This window comes from Methyloversatilis universalis EHg5 (assembly GCF_000378945.1).
Taxonomy (GTDB): Bacteria; Pseudomonadota; Gammaproteobacteria; order Burkholderiales; family Rhodocyclaceae; genus Methyloversatilis; species Methyloversatilis universalis_A.
Genome location: NZ_KB900539.1, coordinates 839,052 through 858,652, shown reverse-complemented (window position 1 = coordinate 858,652; position 19,601 = coordinate 839,052). Strand labels below are relative to the sequence as shown.

Here is a 19,601-nt window from a genome sequence, read left to right as displayed (position 1 = left end):
GCGCCTCAGTCGATGAAGCCGATCAGCGGCAGGTTTCCGGACTGATCCGAAGACCGATAGAAATCGATCAGGCCCCACTTGAAGTTGAACATTTCGATTTCGCTCTTCGCATAGACGAAGAACTTGCCCTTGCAGCTGATGGACGTGAACGTGACCGGGCAGGACGCACCGCCACCGCCACCGACCGTGATGGCATTCAGCTTCACGACGTCGATGACTTCAGCCTTCAGGATCCCCTCGACTGCGGCGGACATGACCACCTGACCGGAACCGTTGCTGAACATCGGCGAGCAGTTGCGGCTGTAGTCGAAACGTATCGTGCCGCCGGCGGTCACCTTGGCCTTCACGAACAGACCGATCTCGACCAGGCCCGGATAGACGAAGGAATAGCCGGGAAGGGGAATGTCGGGCGTTGCGATCTCGACCAGGGGGCCGACCTCGAAGCGCTCGTAGTGCGTCACGTCACCGAGCGATTCGCAGCAACGCTCACGCGGGCTGGCCGAACCGTCCACCTTGAATTTCTGCTTGGTGAAGGCGTCGTGCACCGGCAGCTTCTTGAGCGCGCCGGTGATGAATTCACCGAGACCGGTCTTGGACGCATCGAAGCCGAAGATGCGCGGATTGCCGTCCGGTCTGTCCTTGTTCGGATCGTTCTTGAACTTGCAGGTCGGGCATTCGCCGCTGCTGTCGAGCTCCTCGCAGTACTTGCAGCGGGGCGGCGCGTTCTTTCCGCACTTGTCCGGGTCATACACGCACAGACCGCCCCAGCCTGCCTTGCTGATGCCACTGCCGGCGTCGGTCACCAGCAGCGCACCGTCCTCGCTTACGGTGGCGCGGCCCATGGGCACGAACTGCCCGAGGTCGTGATCCCACTGCACGACAGGCAGGTTGTCGCCGGGCGGATAGGCGCGGCTGTTGGGCAGGGTGACCTCGATCGGCGGATCGAAGCGGGTACCGGCCGGCTGCACCGTCCAGGCTGGCAGACCGAAAGCTGCGCCACCGGCCGGCGGCGCCATCGGCAGCTTGTCCGCGGTGACCGGGCTCACGACCAGGGTGCCGGTACGGCTGCCATCCGGGAAGGTGACGCTGTTGGCCTTCACCTTCATCTGGAAGCCTTCAATGCCCGGAATGGTCAGGATGACATCTTCGTTGCCCCCCACCACCTTCGCCTGCGAGGACAGCAGCGGCGGCAGATAGACCGGGTGCGGCAGCGCGTTCTCCTGGCCCCGCACAGCGAAAGCCTCGAAATGCAGGCTCGGCCAGACCTGACCCAGATGCGAACTGGTGCGACCGTCGACGAACAGGTCAACGCGACCGGGCGGCAGGCTGTCCAGCACGAAGGCACCGCTTTCATCGGTGGTGGACACCACGCTGGTACGCCCCACCGATATGCGCACGCCGGGCAGCGGTTCACCCTTGTCGGTGTAGACAAACCCGCGGAACCGGGTGGTGCCGTCGCGCGCCTCGCGCACCTGAATGAGGTACTGGGCATTGCCGGCCAGCTGCGCCGGATCGTTGATGTCGCCGTCCGCGCTGCGCAGCGCACGCGCGCTGACGCGCACCGTGCCGGGGGTCAGCCCGAGCTGCGGCCGGGTCGCGGTCAGCCCGTTGCGGTCGGTCACCAGCACGCGCTTCTGCGACCTGTTTCCGTTGTCGTCGATGAAGAAGGCATCGCCCTCCTCGATCGCGAACACGATGGGCACGCCGGGCAGGTGGTTGTCACTGGCATCGCGCACGACCAGCGACAGCAGCTCCAGCGGAACGCTGCCGGTTTCGGCGATCTGGTGGATGCCGGTATCGGCCAGCACCTTGGATACCGCCCCGCGCCGGGTCGTCGCCGAGAAATACACTTCGCCGGCGAACGCGCTGGCCTGCGCACCCGCCTGTGCAGACACCTGGGCCCGGACCACATTGGAGCCCGGACCGGTCTGCTTGCCGGGCACCAGCCACACCTGAGCACGGCCGGTACTGTCGGTGCGCACGACAAGATTGCGCGCCGGGTTCACGCCATCCGGTCTCTGCACCTGGCCGCGGACCGTCGTGATGGCACCGGTATTGCGCATGACATCAAAACTGACCGGGAGATCGGCGACCGGTGCGCCGTCCCGATCCAGCGCGACGATGGCGAGCGGCTGCGCCAGCTCGATGCCGACATCGCCGGTCTGGCCATTGCCTGACAGGGCGGCCAGGCGATGGCTGCCGACCGCGATGCGACTCACGCGCAGCTCGCGCGTACGCCGGTTGCCAAGATGATCGGTGGCGGCCACGACCAGCACGTTCTCGCCCACCTGCAGTGGCACGGTGCTGGCCAGGAAATAGCGGTCCGCCACCTGCGCCTCGACGCCATTGACCGTCACCACCGGTTCCGGTGCGCCGGTCATGCCTTCGACCGCATCATTGACGACGCCCCGCACATCGATGGCCGCGGCCGAAGTGACATGGAGGTCCTGCGGCGTTTCGATGCTCAGTATCGGTGCGGTCTGGTCGACCGAAACCGTGATGGTCGAACTGCCTGCGCGACCTGCCGCATCGGTGGCAACGACGGTGAGCACATTCATGCCTTCGCGCAGGAAGAAGCGCTCGAAGGTGAAACCGGTACCGGCCGCATCCAGCACCGCAGCCTGCTGATTCACGGTCACCGCGACCACGGGTTTGCTGACGCGCCCGGTCACCGCGACCGGACGCTCGACGTTGCCGGTCAGGTCGGTCGGGCTGCTGTCCTGCACCCTGCCGAGTATGGCCTTGTCGGTCGGGCCGAGCACGGTGACCCGCGGCGGACCGTCCAGCGCGACCGTGCGTCGCTCGGTCCTGACCGTTCCGTCATCGAAGCGCGCGACGAATTCCAGCGTGTTTTCGCCATCGAGCAACTTGACCGAACCGGTGTAACCGATGCGACCGGACGGGTCCGCGGTCCGCATGCTCATCGCGGAGCCATTCACCGTCAGCCCCTGAATCGCGCTCCGGTTCGAAAACACGGTCGCGGTCACCGGCAGCTCGATCGACGTCACGGTCTGTCCGCCTGCCGGCGACGTCACGTCCAGAACATGCTGACTCTCGGCATCGACATCGAAGCCCCAGGCCGTGCTCGCCAGCACCCCGGCGGCATCGGTCACTTCGACGTAGAGGGTATAAGGCCCCTCCGGCAGCGGCTGCGGCGGGACGTAGGTCAGATCGGCACCGCTGACCCGGACCGCCGGGGTGACATCGCTACCGTTGAAGGTGAAGCGCAGCGAGGCCGGATCGAGCGCCGCTCCGCCGGTGACCAGGCGGGCACGCACGGTCGGTCGCGCACCGTATGCCAGTGTCTCGTCCCGCGGAGACATGTCGGCAATCGACGGGGGAACGCGCGTGCTGAATGCCCACCGCGATTCGGTCGCATTGCCAGCCCGGTCGACCACCGTAAGCTGCACCACATGCGTCGCATCGTTCAACGGAGCCGGAACGGGATAGGTGACGTCCGTCTGCGTGATGCGGGACGACGCACTGACATCGACCCCGTTGAACAGCAGGCGGACCTTCGCCGTATCAATACCTGCGCCAAGATCGGCGAAGCTGGCCCGGATGGTCGGCTGCGCCCCCTGCGGCAGAAAGCCGCCCGGCGGATCCTGGGCCAGCACCTCGGGAGGCGTGCGCGTCACGAAGGCAGTCTGCGCCGTCACGCGGTTTCCGGCGACATCGCTCACCCGCACGACCAGCGTATGCGCCCCTTCAGCCAGAGGAAGTGCGGGGCGGAAGCTGAAGCCCGATGCACTCCTTACCGCCTGAGCGGCGATCGACACGCCATCAAGTTCAAGCTCGACGGACGCACCATCCACGCCGCTGCCTGAATCGGCGAATGCAGCACTCATGTCGGGCAGCGCGTCTGCCGCGAAAACCGCACCGGATACCGGAACGAGGCCGGATATCCGCGGCGGTTCGCTGTCACCCGGCGGATTCGTACCGTCGAAGCGCCAGTTCAGCGCACTCGCCAGATCGATGGCGGTGGAGCGGTTGGTCCGGACGGTGATGGAGTCCTCTGGCACCCGCGTTTCACCGGCAGCAAGATCGCCAACCGTCAGCGAACCATCGTGCACGATGACGTGATCCACCGACGATGTGGCGGTACCGGTGACCGAACGCAGCGCACCACCGCGATTGAGCACCCGGACCCGATACACCGACTCCCACTCGATGCGGGACAGACGCTTGGTGGATATCAACTCGTACGCGGTCACCGACACGGCGGCGTTCTGCGCGAAGGCGTGCGACACCATTACGAACGAGCACAGCAGCAGGGATACCAGGGCGCGCAGCATGACCATGACGGGTGACGTCACCTTTTCAGACATTGTCGGGATTCCGGACCGGACGATCGGTGCAAAGGCGGAGCGCGTGGCCCCGCCTTCGTCTTCAGGTGGAGGTGCGCGAGCGGAAGATGCGGGCCAGCGCCAGACCGGTCACCGCAAGCAGCAGGGGCGCCGGCTCTGGAACCTGGACCGCACCCGCGGTGCGACCGGCGGATACCGTATCGAAGGTGTCAGGATTCACGATCTGGAAGGCCTGCGAGCCCGGCAGGCCGGCACCCAGCCATTCGAATTCGATGGCAAAGCCCGACAGCGTCGCACCATCGGACAGCGGGGCAACCAGTGCGAACAGATCGAGCAGCGCCGGCAGGCCGGCTTGCGAGCCGATCAGCAGCTGATCCCAGTCAGCCGTGAGCACCGGATCACTGACGATGGTCAGGGACGATTCAAGATAGAGGGAAGGATCGAACTCGATGTCGATCAGATGGATGGGGTCTTCGCCGATCTGGTGAGTGATCGTGTATTGATGACGATAGGAAGCACCGCCCAGGGATTGCGTCGTATATGTGATCAGCGCGGCGCTGACCTGCGTCGCCGCAAGAAAGGGGAGGAGCAGGAAGAAGCGGACGGCGGCAAGCACTGATCTCTTTGTCATGATTTCTTCATGAAGAATGGGAACTTGCAACACCAAAGCAGAATCTGTTCCACGCTGAAAAATCAAAGAGATAAACCTTACTCAATTTAACGTTTGTAAAATTTTGCGACACACCCGCGGCGCAGATTCCCCCGGAAACACCGGCGCGGACCCCTGCCGGACCACCCCGCCTCCGGGTAAGCTCCGCACGCCGCACATCCGGACAGGCTCTTGTTGCAGACCCGTCCACCTGCCCGCCAGAGCATCCGACTGTCCCCCAGGAACGATGGAACTTCAGGACCCCGCCCTGCTGAGAACCGAGGCCTTCATCGGTGGCCACTGGCTCGCCGCCGATGACGGTGCGCGCCTCGCCGTGTCAGACCCGGCGAATGGCCGCCTCATCGGTGAGGTGGCGTGCTGCGGTGCGGTCGAAACCCGTCACGCGATCCAGGCTGCGGACGCCGCCCTGCCCGGCTGGCGCGCGCTCAGCGCCCACGCGCGTGCAGCGGTGCTGATGCGCTGGCACGCGCTGCTGCTGGAGCACGCAGACGATCTGGCGCGGCTGATCACCGCCGAGGGCGGCAAACCACTGCCCGAAGCACAGGGCGAAGTGCGCTATGGCGCCCGCTTCATCGAGTGGTTCGCCGAAGAAGGCAAGCGCGTCTATGGCGACCTGATTCCATCGCCGGAGCCAGACAAACGCCTGCTGGTGATGAAGCAGCCAATCGGCGTTTGCGCCGCGATCACGCCCTGGAATTTCCCGCTCGCGATGATCACCCGCAAGGCCGCGCCGGCACTGGCTGCCGGCTGCACGCTGGTGGTGAAGCCGGCGGAAGCGACGCCGCTCACCGCACTGGCGCTGGCGACCCTGGCCGAACGCGCCGGTCTGCCGCCCGGCGTGTTCAATGTGGTGACCGGCGAGCCGGCAGCGATAGGCCGCGAACTGTGCGACAACCCGGTGGTGCGCAAGCTGAGTTTCACCGGATCGACCGCGGTCGGTCGTCTGCTGATGGCGCGGTGCGCACCGACGCTGAAGCGGCTGTCGCTGGAACTGGGTGGCAACGCACCCTTCATCGTGTTCGACGACGCCGACCTCGAAGCTGCGGTCGACGGGGCACTGGCCGCCAAGTACCGCAATGCGGGTCAGACCTGCGTGTGCGCAAACCGCTTCATCGTGCAGTCGGGCATCCACGATGCATTCGTCGAACGACTGGCGGAAAAGGTGGCCGCGCTGTCGGTCGGCCCCGGCATGCAAGCGGGTACGGCAGTCGGCCCGCTGATCAGCGACGCCGCGGTTGCAAGGGTGGAAGCCCAGTTGGCCGACGCGCTCGCGCGTGGCGCCACCGTGCTGTGCGGCGGCGAGCGGCATGCCCTGGGTGGCCGCTTCTTCCAGCCCACGGTGCTGACCGGTGCCCGGCCGGACATGCTGTGCGCCCGCGAGGAAACCTTCGGCCCGCTGGCCCCGGTATTCAGGGTCGATAGCGAAGCGGACGCCATCGCGCTGGCCAACGACAGCGAAAGCGGTCTGGCCGGCTATTTCTATACCCGCGACATCGGCCGCGCCTGGCGGGTGGCCGAAGCGCTGGCCACCGGCATGGTGTGCCTGAACACAGGTCTGCTGTCGAACGAGGTCGCGCCTTTCGGCGGCATCAAGCAGTCGGGCTTCGGCCGCGAAGGCTCAAAGTACGGCATGGACGACTACCTAGACATCAAGTACCTGTGCATCGGCCTCGGCTGACGGACGCTCATACCGCGTCGTAGCCGGCCGCTTCCACCGTTTCCAGCAGGGTTTCGCGGGTCAGCGACGGCGCATGCTCGATTTCGGCATCGCCGTGCTCGAAATGCACGTGGACCCGCTGCACGCCAGGCAGCGCGGTCAGCGCACCTTCGATGCCCCCCACGCATCTGCGGCAGTTCATGCCGACAATGCGGATGCGGGTGATCAAAGCGTTTCCAGCAAGCCCAGGTGAAAGCCCGACACCCGCTCCAGCGCAACACGGCACACCACGGACCCGTTGCCCGGAACCGGCTCCTGACCCGGCGTGAAGTACATCGCGTCACGCAGGTGAATGAAGGTGCGCGCGCCGTCGTCACTGGGCATGCCGGCCACCAATGCGTCCTTCACGCCCTGTTCGATCGAGGCGGTGAGCAGGTGGTGCTGCATGTACTGGTCGCGGCTGACCACGAAGCCGGAAATGAGGAAGCCATCGACCACCAGCGTGATCGCGGTTTCGAGCCGGGTCTTGTCGTTCTCGGCAAACTTGACGATGAGTTCGAGTATCGGATCCTGCATGGCGCCTTCTCCCTGTGGCTGGTCTGTGGTGCGGCCGGTTGCCGGCATGCCGCAGGGTGCACCTTACGCCGCTTTCATCGGCTGGCAATGCGGATACAGGGCGTATTCATGCATGCTTTTCCGGTATTCGCCTCCGTCCCCCAAAAACACTGGCCGTGAAGGAAAAAACCGCGTGCCGCTCACGCGGACACGCGGTTTCCAGTGCAGCGAAACGATGGATCAGCTCAATGCCTTGATATGACCGATCATTTCGCCGACCATACCCTGCGCAGCGCCGTAGCACAGCCGGCAGCTGTCCTCGAAGAACAGCGCGTTCTCGATACCGGAGTAAGCGGCACCCTTGCCGCGCCTGATCACGATGACGTTCTGCGCCTTGTCGGCATTCAGAATCGGCATGCCGCAGATCGGGCGGGTCTTGTCGGTACGCGCGCCCGGGTTCACCACGTCGTTGGCACCGATCACCAGCGCCACGTCGGCCTGGGCGAACTCCTCGTTGATATCCTCGAGGTCGAAGATCTGCTCGCAGGGCACGCCCGCTTCGGCCAGCAGCGTAGTCATTTCATAGACCTTGTGCTGGGCGCCGGCCACCGCCATGCCCTACCCCGGCACGATGATCACCTTCTGCGCGTAGCGCATCATCGAGGCGCCGTCCATCGACGAGCACTCCTTCATCGTGCCGGTCGGGCCCGAACCCGCATGCACCTCACCGGTGTTTTCCCTGACCCGGCAATGACGCAGGGCCCCAGGCCGCAGCGGGACGTCATGCTGCGCTACAAAAAAACAGGCGGGCAACAGGGGCCCGCCTTGGCACGTCGGGCCGGGCCTTCCGGCCCGACACCGTGTCCGATCAACTCTTGAGCGCCACCAGGACCTCGTCGAGCATCTTCTTGGCGTCGCCGAACAGCATGCGGTTGTTGTCCTTGTAGAACAGCGGGTTGTCCACGCCCGCGTAGCCGCTGGCCATAGAGCGCTTCATGACGATGCTGGTGCGGGCCTTCCAGACTTCGAGCACCGGCATGCCGGCGATCGGGCTGGTCGGGTCGTCCTGCGCGGCCGGGTTCACGATGTCGTTGGCGCCGATCACCATGGTCACGTCGGTGTCGGGGAAGTCCTCGTTGATCTCGTCCATCTCCAGCACGATGTCGTAGGGCACCTTGGCCTCGGCCAGCAGCACGTTCATGTGGCCCGGCATGCGGCCGGCCACCGGGTGGATGCCGAAGCGCACGTTCACGCCCTTCTCGCGCAGCAGTTTGGTGATCTCGAACACCGTGTGCTGTGCCTGCGCCACCGCCATGCCGTAGCCGGGCACGATGATCACGTTCTTGGCCTCGCGCAGCAGCTCGGCGGTTTCCGTCGCGCTGACCGGCGTCACCTCGCCCTGCGGCTCGGCCGATGCACCGGCTGCGGCCTTGGGTGCGGGGGCACCACCACCGAAACCGCCCGCGATCACGCTGATGAAGTTGCGGTTCATCGCGCGGCACATGATGTAGCTCAGGATCGCACCCGAGGAGCCCACCAGAGCGCCCACCACGATCAGCAGGTCGTTGCTGAGCATGAAGCCGGTGGCCGCGGCCGCCCAGCCCGAGTAGCTGTTGAGCATCGACACCACCACCGGCATGTCGGCGCCACCGATGGCCATCACCATGTGGATGCCGAACAGCAGCGCGATCACGGACATCACGATCAGCGGCGTCATGCCGGACTGGATGTCGTGCGCGTTCAGGAAGGCGCGGCCGAACCAGATGACGACCAGCAGACCGATCAGGTTGAGCCAGTGGCGCGCCGGCAGCAGCAGCGGCTTGCCGCCGATGCGGCCGCTGAGTTTGCCGAAGGCAATGATCGAGCCGCTGAAGGTGACCGCGCCGATCAGGATGCCGATGTAGATCTCCATCTCGTGGATGGCTTTTTCCGCCGGGGTGGCGAAGACGGTGGACGTGTCCACGTAGCTGGCGAAGCCCACCAGGCAGGCCGCCAGGCCCACCAGGCTGTGCATGAGCGCGACCAGCTCGGGCATCTGCGTCATCTGCACCTTCTTGGCGGCGGTGAGGCCGATGGCGCCACCGACGACCAGCGCGCCGACGATGTACGGGATGCCGGCCGCGGTGACACGCGGGCCGAGCACGGTGGCCAGCACGGCGATGGCCATGCCGACCATGCCGAACAGGTTGCCGCGGCGGGCCGTTTCAGGGTTGGAGAGGCCGCCCAGGCTGAGGATGAACAGGATGGTGGCGCCGATGTAGGCCATGGTGGCCAGACTGGATGTCATGTGTTGTCCTCTTCTTATTACTTGCGGAACATCGCCAGCATGCGGCGCGTGACGGCGAAACCGCCGAACATGTTGATGGCGGTCAGCACCAGCGCGACCACCGCGCAGCCCAGGATCAGGGTGTTGGGCCGGTCGGCGGCACCGGCCGCGTCCAGCGGCGGCGCGACCTGGATCAGCGCACCGATGGCGATGATCGAGCTGATGGCGTTGGTCACGCTCATCAGCGGCGTGTGCAGCGAAGGCGTGACGTTCCACACCACCATGTAGCCGACGAAGCAGGCCAGCACGAACACGGTGAAGTGCGACAGGAAGGAGGCCGGCGCATAGAGGCCGACCAGCGCGAACAGCAGCGCGCCGACGCCGAACACGATGGCCAGGGACTTGGCCGACATGGGCTCGCCAGGTCCATGGCCATGGGCGGGTGCCTTGGGCATGGCCGCGGCGGGTTTGGCCGGCGGCTTGGGCGCAGCCGCGATGGGCGGTGCGGGCCAGGTGACCTCGCCGTCCTTGATGACCGTGAGGCCGCGGATCGCGTCGTCCTGCATGTTGACGTTGATCACGCCGTCCTTGGTCTTGCACAGCTCCTCGGTCAGGCGGAACAGATTGGTGCCATACAGCGTGGACGACTGGCGCGCCATGCGTGAGGCCAGGTCGGTGTAGCCGACGATGGTCACGCCGTGCTTCACGACAGCCTTGCCGGGTTCGGTGAGTTCGCAGTTGCCGCCCTGTTCGGCCGCCATGTCCACGATCACGCTGCCGGGCTTCATGCTGCGCACCATCTCGGCCGTGATCAGGCGCGGCGCGGGTTTACCGGGGATCAGCGCGGTCGTGATGATGATGTCGCACTCCTTGGCCTGCTGCGCGTACATCTCGCGCTGCGCGGCCTGGAAGCCTTCGCTCATGACCTTGGCGTAGCCGCCGCCGCCCGAGCCCTCTTCCTCATAGTCGACCTTGACGAACTCGCCACCCAGCGACACGACCTGGTCGGCCACCTCGGCGCGGGTGTCGTTGGCACGCACGATGGCGCCCAGGCTGGCCGCCGCACCAATGGCCGCCAGGCCGGCCACACCGGCACCGGCAATGAACACCTTGGCCGGCGGCACCTTGCCCGCGGCGGTGATCTGGCCATTGAAGAAGCGCCCGAAGGCGTTGGCCGCCTCGACCACCGCGCGGTAGCCGCTGACGCCGGCCATGGAGGTCAGCGCGTCCATCTTCTGCGCGCGGCTGAGCGTGCGCGGCAGCGCGTCGATGGCCAGCACGGTGACCCTTTTCGCCGCCAGCTGCTGCATCAACTCCGGGTTCTGCGCCGGCCAGACGAAGCCGATCAGGGTTTGCCCTTCGTGCATCAGCGCCACCTCATCGGCGGTCGGCGGACGCACCTTGAACACGATGTCGGTGCTGCTCCACAGCTCGGTCGCAGAGCCGGCGATGCTGGCGCCCGCTTCGCGGTAAGCGCCATCGGACAGGTCGGCCAGATCACCCGCGCCGGTCTCAACGACCACGCCAAAACCCAGCTTGGTCAGTTTGGTCACCACGTCTGGCACGGTGGCCACGCGCTTTTCACCCGGGAAGATCTCTCGGGGGACGCCGATGCGCTGCGGCGTGGGGGCTGCCGCGCTGGCCGCGGCGTTGTCGTTCGATGCGCCAGAAGTCATGGGTAGGTTCTCGGTCGGTTTGTTTGTTTGTTGGAATTCGGTCAGTTGCTGCGCGCTGGCGCATCAGGGGGGCGGAACCGTCAGCCTGCCCCGAACACTGTTAACACAGTCCGTAGCGGCCTTGTGCAGTTGGCGCCCCCAGCGCAGGCCGGCGGCGGACACGCCCTTCGACAGCGGTTCTGTCGATGGCCCAGAGGTGCCGGGGATCACGGGCAAGGCTTCGGGCACCACCAAGGCCATCAAATCCACGAAGGCGCCGTTGTAAGGATCGTACCCTCCCCTGTTCGAAAACGGCCCCTGGCCGCACATGACCGGTCCGGCGACAGGCGCATGACAGCCCGCTCGGAGCACCTGCCGTGCGCTTTCTCCCGCCTTCCGGATCGCGCAGTCTAGCGTGTCGGGCTTCGCGGCGCAGCACTTTGTGCCAAAAAAGATGCACATTGCGCCGCAGCACAATAATTCACCGCAAGGCTATTTACAACGAAAAAGCCCTGTGTTGCATCGCAACACAGGGCTTTTCTGGAGAGCGCCGACCGTCTCCGGCTGTTCCCGCCTCAGGCGTCAGGCAGGGAGCTTTCCGAGCTTGCGGCGCGCCGCGTCAAGGCGGTCCTGTTCGGCTTTCTGGCGGGCTTCGACGTCCACCAGCTTGATGATGATGAGCGACACGTTGTCACCGGTCGGCCGGCCACGCTCGCGGGCCCGCTTGATCAGCACTTCGGCCGCCTCGCGCGCCGAATACACCGACAGCACGCCACCCAGCTCCTCGTCCGAGAAATAGGCCCACAGGCCGTCGGAGCACACGACGAAACTGTCGCCGTCGGTCAGCGCGTCGGTGCCGCCGAAATCGATTACCGGCTCTTTCTGCGCACCGAGACAGTGCAGAAGCAGATTGCGCTGCGGATGGGTCTTTGCGCCTTCCTGATCGAGGCGACCCTGGCGCATCAGCTCGCCGACCAGAGAATGATCCTTGCTGCAGCTGACCAGCCGGTCGTTACGGAAGTGGTAAATGCGGGAATCACCGCAATGCGCCCAGTCCGCGCGACCGCCGTTCATCAGCAGCACGCAAGCGGTCGAGTGCGGATCCTGTTCGGACGTGAAGCGGGTGAGCTTGATCACCACATGCGACTCTTCGACCACGCTGCGCAGCAGATCCTGCGGCTTTTCGACCGAGGGCGCGAAAGTTTCGAAATTCTCGCGTGCCTTCAGCACCACCTGTTCGGCCGCCATGGCGCCGCCGCTGTGTCCGCCCATGCCGTCGGCGAGCACGGCCATGAGCATGCCCTTGTGACGGGAATGCGGAAAAACCGCCGCGCGGTCCTGCTGTTCCTTGCGGTCGCCTATGTGCTGTGCAACGCAGCTATCGAGTTTGAGTGCCATGAAGCTTTCCGGATACCTGAGCCGATTCTAGCGCCCGGACCCGCGGACCTTGTGTAACCGTCCGTTCATGTCTGCAACAGTCGTTCGCATTTCACGATTCTTTACACCGCGAGACTGACGTGACGGTCATTGATTTCGTCGATGTACTCGTCCAGCGCGCTGGCATGTATGCCCAGCTCCTCGAGTATCTCGCCCGAGCGCATGGTCCAGATCGGGTCCGGCAGGCCCTTGTTGTACAGATAGATATGAGTGGCGAGCGCCACGATGCCTATGGTGCTGCGCAGACCGTAGGTATCGTCCTCCGGCATTTCGTGGTGGTAGCGGATGGACTGCACGATCAGTTCCGGCAGCCCCCAGTTGCGCGCGACCCAGTAACCGACCGTGGCGTGGCTCATGTTGAAACGCACGTTTTCCAGGCCGGTATCGACCCAGCACGATTCGTCGTCCAGGTTCAGCGTGCTCCAGTAGTCCTTGAAGCGCTGCGTGAGCAGCGGTACGCCGCAGTCGTGGAACATCGCGGCCAGATAGGCCTGATCGGGGAATACATTGCACACCGCCACCCGCTCGCCGGCGATCTGCGACGCGATGCTGGCGATTTCCTCGCACCGCAGCCAGAAGCGCTCCATCTGCGGCCCGGGACCACCAGCCGCCTGGCGGATCGAAATGCCGCGCACCAGGTTGATGGTCTGGGTCAGGCCGATCAGCATCAGCACCTGTTCGGCATTGGTCGGCGCACGACCCCGGCTGTAGGCAGGCGAGCGGCACAGCTTGAACAGCGCGGCCAGCACGCCCGGATCGCGGGAAATGCTGTCGGCCAGATGCGACACCTCGAAATCCGGGTTGCGCATCAGGTTTTCGATTTCCTGCAGCAGACGCGGCTTGGGCGGCAGCAACAGGGCGGAAGATTCAAGAACGCTTTCGAGGGCTTTGGGGTCGAGCGCTGCAGCGGCGTGCGGCATGAAGGACTCACTCTTCGATTGATCTGCGGGCTGCGACCTTTAACGACCGCCTCCCGCAGAACTTGAGCCCCGGGGGTCGATCGTCAGCCGGCCGCTCTCAAGGCCTCGTCCAGCCACTCGATCCAGTGCCGCACCGCGGTGCCGGTGCCGGTCTGCAGGTGTGCGATGCAGCCCACGTTGGCACTGGCGATGCCCGCCGGCTCGCCGACCTGTAGCGCACGCAGCTTGCTGTCGCGCAGCGTGGCGGCCAGCTCGGGCTGCAGCAGCGAATAGCTGCCGGCCGATCCGCAGCACAGGTGGCTGTCGCTCACCGGCTGCAGGTCGTAGCCGGCTGCACGCAGCAGTGCTTCGGCATGGCCACGCACCTGCTGGCCGTGCTGCAGCGAACAGGGCGGGTGATAGGCCAGCGGCCGCCGGGTCGTGCCCTGGGCAGCGAACAGGCCTTCGATCTGAACACGCTCGGCGGCGAGGATTTCCGACAGGTCCTTCGTCATTGCGGCCACCCGGGACGCGCGCTCGGCGTAAGCCGGATCGTCGGCCAGCAGATGGCCGAATTCGCGCACCGTGCTGCCACAGCCGGAGGCGGTCATCACGATGGCTTCGACGTCGCCGCGCTCGATCGCCGGCCACCAGGCGTCAATCAACGCCCGCATGTCGTCGCGGCCGCCGTCCTGGTCATTCATGTGGAAGCGCAGCGCACCGCAGCAGCCGGCGCGCGCGATCTCGACCAGCGAAATGCCCAGCAGGTCGAGCACCCGCGCCGCAGCGGCATTCACGTCCGGCATCAGCGCCGGCTGCACGCAGCCGGCCAGCACCAGCATGCGGCGCGCGTGACGCACCGGCGGCCAGTGGCCTGCGGGGCGCGCGGGTGCGATCTTGGCCGCCAGCGTCGCCGGCAGCAGCGGACGCGCCAGCCTGCCAAGCGCCAGCGCGGTGTTGAAGATGCCAGGCCGGGCCAGCGCCTCGCGCATCACCCAGCGCTTCGCACGTTCGGCCAGCGGGCGCGAACCGCGGCGCTCTGCCACTGCGCGGCCGATATCCACCAGCTCGTGATAGCGCACGCCGGACGGACAGGTGGATTCGCAGTTGCGGCAGGTCAGGCAGCGGTCGAGGTGGGGCAGCACGGTGTTCGCCGGCACCTCGCCTTCGAGCATCTGCTTCATCAGATAGATGCGGCCACGCGGCCCGTCCAGCTCGTCACCGAGTATCTGGTAGGTCGGGCAGGTGGCGTTGCAGAAGCCGCAGTGCACGCATTTGCGCAGCACCTTGTCGGCGGCGTCGCCTTCCGGCGTGTTACGGATGAAATCGGCCAGTCCGGTCTGCATCAGTCGGCTCTCACAATTCTGCGTACAGGCGTCCGGGGCTGAACACGCCGGACGGGTCGAAGGCCTGCTTCAGGCGGCGATGCACCGCCATCACCTCGGGCGCCAGCGGCTCGAACACGCCGAGCGCGCGATCCACCGCACGGCCGCCACGGAACAGCGTGGCGTGACCGCCCAGCGCGCGCACCGCGTGGCGCAGCGCGTCGGCGTCGATGTCGCTGCGCAGCCAGCGCTGCAGGCCGTTCCATTCCACCAGCGGCCGGCCTTCCAGCGCCAGCGCGGGCGCCATCGGCGGCAGCGCGACGCGCCACAGCGGCGCATCGCCGGCGAAGAAGGGATGGCGCTGTTCGCGCACCGACTGCCACAGGGCCGCCGCGTCATCCGCCGCCAGCGGTTCGCCACCGATGATGCGCACCGCAGCCGCGAGCGCCGGTTCGGCACCGGACAGGCGCACCGCCAGCCGGCCGTCGTGCCACAGCGTGGCCGACAGCGGCAGCGGCTGCGCGCCCCACTCGCGCAGCGTGGACAGCGCGTGCGCCTCGTCCAGCGCCAGCACGCGGGTCTGTTCGGCAGGCGGACGGGGCAGCACCTTCAGCGTCACTTCGAGAATCAGGCCCAGCGTGCCGAAGCTGCCGGCAATCAGGCGCGACACGTCGAAACCGGCCACATTCTTCATCACCTGTCCGCCGAAGCGCAGCACCCTGCCCTGGCCGTCCATCAGCGTCACGCCGAGCACGAAATCGCGCAGGCTGCCGGCAGCCATGCGGCGCGGGCCGGACAGGCCTGTGGCCAGCGCGCCGCCCAGCGTGGCATGCGGCCCCAGGTGCGGCGGCTCGAACGCCAGCATCTGGTTGTGTGCCGCCAGCAGTGACTCGATGTCGGCCAGCCGGGTGCCAGCGTGGGCGGTGATGAACAGTTCCGACGGCTCGTAGGCGATGACGCCCTGAGCACCGCGCATGTCCAGCGGCGTGCCGCTCAGCGCCTGCGCGAGAAAATCCTTGGAGCCGCTGCCGTGCGGGCGCAGCGTGCGACCGTGCGCGGCCGCCTCCAGCACCTGCTCTCGCAGCACCGAATGAAGATGTGAGCTCATGGTCAGAAACGCGGCAGGTCAGGATGCGGCAGTTCGCCGTGGTGCACGTGCATGCGGCCCATTTCGGCACAGCGGTGCAGCGTAGGCACCGCCTTGCCCGGATTCATCAGGCCGGCCGGATCGAACGCCGCCTTCACCCGATGGAACATGTCCAGTTCGTCAGCGCCGAACTGGCTGCACATCTGGTTGATCTTCTCCAGCCCCACGCCGTGCTCGCCGGTGATGGTGCCGCCCAGTTCGACCGACAGTTCCAGGATGTCGACGCCGAAAGCTTCCGCCCGGCGCACCGAATCCGGGTCGTTCGAATCGAACAGGATGAGCGGATGCAGATTGCCGTCGCCGGCGTGGAATACGTTGAGCAGGCCCAGATCGTATTTCTTCGCCATCCCGTCCATCGCTTCCAGCATGTCGGCCAGACGCTGGCGCGGAATGGTGCCGTCCATGCAGTAGTAGTCGGGCGCGATCCGCCCGGCCGCCGGGAAGGCGGCCTTGCGGCCGGCCCAGAAGCGCAGCCGCTCGGCCTCGTCGGTGGATATGCGGATTTCGGTGGCGCCGGCCGCCTCCAGCAGCACGCGCACACGCGCGATCTCGTCCTGCACCTCTTCTTCGGTGCCGTCCGATTCGCACAGCAGGATGGCGGCCGCGTCGAGCGGATACCCAGCATGGACGAACTGTTCAACCGCGGCGGTGGTGGCCTGGTCCATCATTTCCAGACCGGCCGGAATGATGCCGGCCGCGATCACGTCGGCCACCGCCTGACCGGCCTTGCGGATGTCGGCGAAGGCAGCCAGCACGCAGCGCGCGACCCGCGGCTTGGGCACCAGCTTCACCGTCACTTCGGTCACCACGCCGAGCAGGCCTTCCGAACCGATGGTGACCGCCAGCAGGTCGTAGCCCGCGCTGTCCGGCGCGGCGCTGCCGATTTCCATCACCTCGCCGGCCATGTTCGCCATGCGCACCCGCAGCACGTTGTGCACGGTCAGACCGTACTTCAGGCAATGCACGCCGCCCGAGTTCTCTGCCACATTGCCGCCGATGCTGCAGGCGATCTGCGACGACGGGTCCGGCGCGTAGTAGAGGCCGTAGGGCGCCGCGGCCTCGGACACCGCCAGATTGCGCACGCCCGGCTGCACCACTGCCTGCTGCGCCAGACGGTCCACCGACACGATGCGGTTCAGGCGGGCGGTGGATAGCACGATGCCCTGCCTGTGTGGCGTGGCGCCGCCGGACAGGCCGGTACCGGCGCCGCGCGGCACCACCGGCACGCCCAGCCGGTGACAGGTGCGCAGCACCGCCACCACCTGCGCTTCGGTGGTCGGCAGCGCAACCGCCAGCGGCATTTCGCGCACCAGCATCAGGCCGTCGCACTCGTAAGCGCGCAGCCGGCCGGAGTCGGCGATCAGACAGTCTTCAGGCAGCACGCGCGACAGTTCCGCGATCAGCGCGGCGCGGTCGGTGCGGACTTCCGGTGTGGGGCTTGCGGCCTCGTGGGCCTGCGGCAGTGCGCTCATGGCGGCTTCCGGTAACGCGACACAGGGGCTGGATGATAACCGCAGACGTCTGCACCCGCCTTCTGCGCCGCAGGATGAACCCGCACCGGAACGGCAAAAGAAAACGGCGCCCGCAGGCGCCGTTTCCGGGGAGGCCAGAGGTCGTTCAGACCTTCTTTTCGACGTAGATGGCGCGGAAATCGTTGACGTTGGTCAGCGTCGGCCCGGTCACGATGAGGTCACCGGTGCCGGCGAAGAAGCCGTAGGCGTCGTGCACGTCCAGCATGTGACGGGCGTCGATGCCGGCCGCGCGGGCGCGCGCCAGGATGTCGTCGGTCACCAGCGCACCGGCATTGTCCTCGCTGCCGTCGATGCCGTCGGTGTCGCCGGACACCGCATGGATGCCCTTCATGCCGTCGAGCGCGATCGCCAGCGACAGCAGGAATTCCGAGTTGCGGCCGCCGCGCGGCTTCTGGCCCGGCTTGATCGGGCCCAGCGTGACCGTGGTTTCACCGCCGGACAGCAGCACGCAGGGCGGTTCGACCGGCGTGCCATTGATTGCGCAGGCCTTGGCGATGCCGGCCAGCACCTTGCCGGCGTCGGCCGACTCGCCTTCGATCATGTCGCCCAGCACCAGCGGCGTCACGCCGTGCGCGCGAGCCACCTCGGCCGCCGCCAGCAGCGAGGCCTGGGCGGTCGAAATGACGCGGGTTTCGCAGCGCGCCAGTCGCGGGTCATCGGCCTTGGGCGTTTCCGATTCCGGCTTCGCCAGCCAGGCCATGACCGCGGCCGGCACTTCGATGTTGTTGCGGCGGATGATGGCCAGCGCGTCCTCGCGCGTGGTGGTGTCCGGCACGGTCGGGCCGGAGGCCACCACCGCCGGATCGTCGCCCGGCACGTCGGAAATGACCAGCGTGAACACGCGCGCCGGGAAAGCGGCCTGCGCCAGCCGGCCGCCCTTCATCGACGACAGGTGCTTGCGCACGCAGTTCATTTCCTGGATGGCCGCGCCGCTGGCCAGCAGCGCACGGTTCACCGCCTGCTTGTCCTCCAGCGTCAGGCCTTCGGCCGGCGCCGACAGCAGCGCCGAGCCGCCGCCGGAAATGAGGGCGATCACCAGATCATCCTCGGTCAGGCCCTGCACCGTTTCAAGGATGCGCCTGGCCGCCTGCTGACCGGCTGCGTCCGGCACCGGATGCGAGGCCTCGACCACCTCGATGCGCTGACAGGGGGCGCCGTGGCCGTAGCGGGTCACGACCAGGCCGGACAGTTCGCCCGGCCAGTTCTTCTCGACCGCCAGCGCCATCGACGCGGCCGCCTTGCCAGCACCGACGACGATGGTGCGGCCCTTGGGCGGCGGCGGCAGGTTGGCCGGCACGCACAGATCGGGGTTGGCAGCGTCAAACGCGGCCTGGAAAAGCTTGCGCAGGAATTCTTTGGGTTCGGGGGTACTCACGGCAACTCCGTCTGGTCTGTTCGTTCGCGGGGGTGTGGTCTGCGTGTATGTGCAAGAACCGCGCAGCGCTGCCGGGTGATGGCCGCCCGCATATCCGGCTGTCGCGGGGTGGGCGCCAGCGTGGGATGATGTGCAATTCTAGCGTGCGACGGCCTTATATTTGCGCACACTTATAATCAATAGCTCTTATCCAAGTCATCACACGTCATGGGTCATCGACTTTCCAAGATTGCCACCCGCACCGGCGACGGCGGCGAAACCGGCCTGGGCGACGGCACCCGGGTATCGAAATCCTGCCCGCGCGTGCACGCGCTGGGCGATGTGGACGAACTGAACAGCGCGATCGGCGTGCTGCTGTGCGAAGACCTGCCAGCCGACCTGTCGGCGCTGCTGACCGAAATCCAGCACGACCTGTTCGATCTGGGCGGTGAGCTGGCCATTCCGGGCTACCAGCTGTTGAAGGCGGAACAGGTGGCCCGGCTGGACGCCGAACTGGAACGCCTGAACGGAGAACTGACGCCGCTGAAGGAATTCATCCTGCCCGGCGGCACCCGCGCCGCTGCGCTGGCCCACCTCGCGCGCACCATCTGCCGGCGCGCCGAGCGGGCGGTGATCACCGCGGCGACAGAAGGCAAGGTATCGGACGCCAGCCGGCAGTACCTGAACCGGCTGTCCGATCTGCTGTTCGTGCTCGGCCGCACCTGCAACCGGCTGGCCGGCCGCGGCGACGTGCTGTGGCAGCGCGGCCGCGCGCACGACGGCGAAACCGGCTGAAA

General features: G+C 66.7%; 15 protein-coding genes. 2 read left to right on the top strand and 13 right to left on the bottom strand.

Features of this window, described 5'->3' with window-relative positions:
- Positions 1–5: 5 nt before the first annotated feature.
- Together METUNV2_RS0103990 and METUNV2_RS0103985 are read right to left on the bottom strand one after the other, a co-directional pair.
- The gene (locus METUNV2_RS0103990) at positions 6–4,328 is read right to left on the bottom strand and encodes an Ig-like domain-containing protein (RefSeq protein WP_020493372.1); all 4,323 of its coding nucleotides are present in this window, start codon (positions 4,326–4,328) and stop codon (positions 6–8) included.
- Between the two features lie 61 nt (positions 4,329–4,389).
- Positions 4,390–5,004: a hypothetical protein gene (locus METUNV2_RS0103985; protein ID WP_232415602.1), complete on the bottom strand. Its 615-nt coding sequence runs from the start codon at positions 5,002–5,004 to the stop codon at positions 4,390–4,392.
- A gap of 199 nt (positions 5,005–5,203) precedes the next feature.
- Between METUNV2_RS0103985 and METUNV2_RS0103980 the strand changes: the two genes are divergently transcribed.
- Positions 5,204–6,655: an NAD-dependent succinate-semialdehyde dehydrogenase gene (locus METUNV2_RS0103980; protein WP_018228213.1), complete on the top strand. Its 1,452-nt coding sequence runs from the start codon at positions 5,204–5,206 to the stop codon at positions 6,653–6,655.
- 7 nt (positions 6,656–6,662) lie between these two features.
- Here the strand turns inward: METUNV2_RS0103980 and METUNV2_RS0103975 are convergent, their stop codons facing one another.
- The 11 genes from METUNV2_RS0103975 to METUNV2_RS0103920 all read right to left on the bottom strand — a co-directional run bounded on the left by METUNV2_RS0103975 (position 6,663) and on the right by METUNV2_RS0103920 (position 18,825).
- Positions 6,663–6,863: a heavy-metal-associated domain-containing protein gene (locus METUNV2_RS0103975; protein WP_018228212.1), complete on the bottom strand. Its 201-nt coding sequence runs from the start codon at positions 6,861–6,863 to the stop codon at positions 6,663–6,665.
- Positions 6,860–7,210, bottom strand: coding sequence for a hypothetical protein (locus tag METUNV2_RS0103970; RefSeq protein ID WP_018228211.1), 351 nt, complete (start codon positions 7,208–7,210; stop codon positions 6,860–6,862). The genes METUNV2_RS0103975 and METUNV2_RS0103970 overlap by 4 nt, the downstream gene beginning before the upstream one ends.
- Positions 7,211–7,429: 219 nt before the next feature.
- A complete protein-coding gene (locus tag METUNV2_RS18880; RefSeq protein WP_018228210.1) occupies positions 7,430–7,804 on the bottom strand; it encodes an NAD(P)(+) transhydrogenase (Re/Si-specific) subunit beta in 375 nt (124 codons plus the stop codon).
- 253 nt (positions 7,805–8,057) lie between these two features.
- The gene (pntB, locus tag METUNV2_RS0103955) at positions 8,058–9,476 is read right to left on the bottom strand and encodes a Re/Si-specific NAD(P)(+) transhydrogenase subunit beta (protein ID WP_018228208.1); all 1,419 of its coding nucleotides are present in this window, start codon (positions 9,474–9,476) and stop codon (positions 8,058–8,060) included.
- 17 nt (positions 9,477–9,493) lie between these two features.
- A complete protein-coding gene (locus METUNV2_RS0103950; protein WP_018228207.1) occupies positions 9,494–11,131 on the bottom strand; it encodes a Re/Si-specific NAD(P)(+) transhydrogenase subunit alpha in 1,638 nt (545 codons plus the stop codon).
- Between the two features lie 561 nt (positions 11,132–11,692).
- Entirely contained in the window at positions 11,693–12,508 is an 816-nt protein-coding gene (locus METUNV2_RS0103945; RefSeq protein WP_018228205.1) for a PP2C family protein-serine/threonine phosphatase, read from the bottom strand.
- 101 nt (positions 12,509–12,609) lie between these two features.
- Entirely contained in the window at positions 12,610–13,467 is an 858-nt protein-coding gene (locus METUNV2_RS0103940) for an HDOD domain-containing protein (protein ID WP_018228204.1), read from the bottom strand.
- An 83-nt stretch (positions 13,468–13,550) separates the two neighbouring features.
- Entirely contained in the window at positions 13,551–14,792 is a 1,242-nt protein-coding gene (gene glcF / locus METUNV2_RS0103935) for a glycolate oxidase subunit GlcF (RefSeq protein ID WP_018228203.1), read from the bottom strand.
- 10 nt (positions 14,793–14,802) lie between these two features.
- A complete protein-coding gene (gene glcE, locus METUNV2_RS0103930; RefSeq protein ID WP_026187854.1) occupies positions 14,803–15,879 on the bottom strand; it encodes a glycolate oxidase subunit GlcE in 1,077 nt (358 codons plus the stop codon).
- Positions 15,880–15,881: 2 nt separating this feature from the next.
- Positions 15,882–17,390 carry an FAD-linked oxidase C-terminal domain-containing protein gene (locus METUNV2_RS0103925; protein ID WP_018228201.1) on the bottom strand — a complete coding sequence of 503 codons (1,509 nt, stop codon included), beginning with the start codon at positions 17,388–17,390 and terminating at the stop codon, positions 15,882–15,884.
- A 145-nt stretch (positions 17,391–17,535) separates the two neighbouring features.
- Positions 17,536–18,825, bottom strand: coding sequence for a glycerate kinase type-2 family protein (locus METUNV2_RS0103920; protein ID WP_018228200.1), 1,290 nt, complete (start codon positions 18,823–18,825; stop codon positions 17,536–17,538).
- Positions 18,826–19,032: 207 nt separating this feature from the next.
- Between METUNV2_RS0103920 and METUNV2_RS0103915 the strand changes: the two genes are divergently transcribed.
- Positions 19,033–19,599, top strand: coding sequence for a cob(I)yrinic acid a,c-diamide adenosyltransferase (locus METUNV2_RS0103915; RefSeq protein ID WP_018228199.1), 567 nt, complete (start codon positions 19,033–19,035; stop codon positions 19,597–19,599).
- Positions 19,600–19,601 lie beyond the last annotated feature (2 nt).

Bases quoted from the DNA above. Each gene is read 5' to 3' on its own strand.
- METUNV2_RS0103990 (WP_020493372.1), bottom strand. From the start codon at position 4,328: ATGTCTGAAAAGGTGACGTCACCCGTCATGGTCATGCTGCGCGCCCTG.
- METUNV2_RS0103980 (WP_018228213.1), top strand. From the start codon at position 5,204: ATGGAACTTCAGGACCCCGCCCTGCTGAGAACCGAGGCCTTCATCGGT.
- METUNV2_RS0103970 (WP_018228211.1), bottom strand. From the start codon at position 7,210: ATGCAGGATCCGATACTCGAACTCATCGTCAAGTTTGCCGAGAACGAC.
- METUNV2_RS18880 (WP_018228210.1), bottom strand. From the start codon at position 7,804: ATGGCGGTGGCCGGCGCCCAGCACAAGGTCTATGAAATGACTACGCTG.
- pntB (WP_018228208.1), bottom strand. From the start codon at position 9,476: ATGACATCCAGTCTGGCCACCATGGCCTACATCGGCGCCACCATCCTG.
- METUNV2_RS0103950 (WP_018228207.1), bottom strand. From the start codon at position 11,131: ATGACTTCTGGCGCATCGAACGACAACGCCGCGGCCAGCGCGGCAGCC.
- METUNV2_RS0103945 (WP_018228205.1), bottom strand. From the start codon at position 12,508: ATGGCACTCAAACTCGATAGCTGCGTTGCACAGCACATAGGCGACCGC.
- METUNV2_RS0103940 (WP_018228204.1), bottom strand. From the start codon at position 13,467: ATGCCGCACGCCGCTGCAGCGCTCGACCCCAAAGCCCTCGAAAGCGTT.
- glcF (WP_018228203.1), bottom strand. From the start codon at position 14,792: ATGCAGACCGGACTGGCCGATTTCATCCGTAACACGCCGGAAGGCGAC.
- glcE (WP_026187854.1), bottom strand. From the start codon at position 15,879: ATGAGCTCACATCTTCATTCGGTGCTGCGAGAGCAGGTGCTGGAGGCG.
- METUNV2_RS0103925 (WP_018228201.1), bottom strand. From the start codon at position 17,390: ATGAGCGCACTGCCGCAGGCCCACGAGGCCGCAAGCCCCACACCGGAA.
- METUNV2_RS0103915 (WP_018228199.1), top strand. From the start codon at position 19,033: ATGGGTCATCGACTTTCCAAGATTGCCACCCGCACCGGCGACGGCGGC.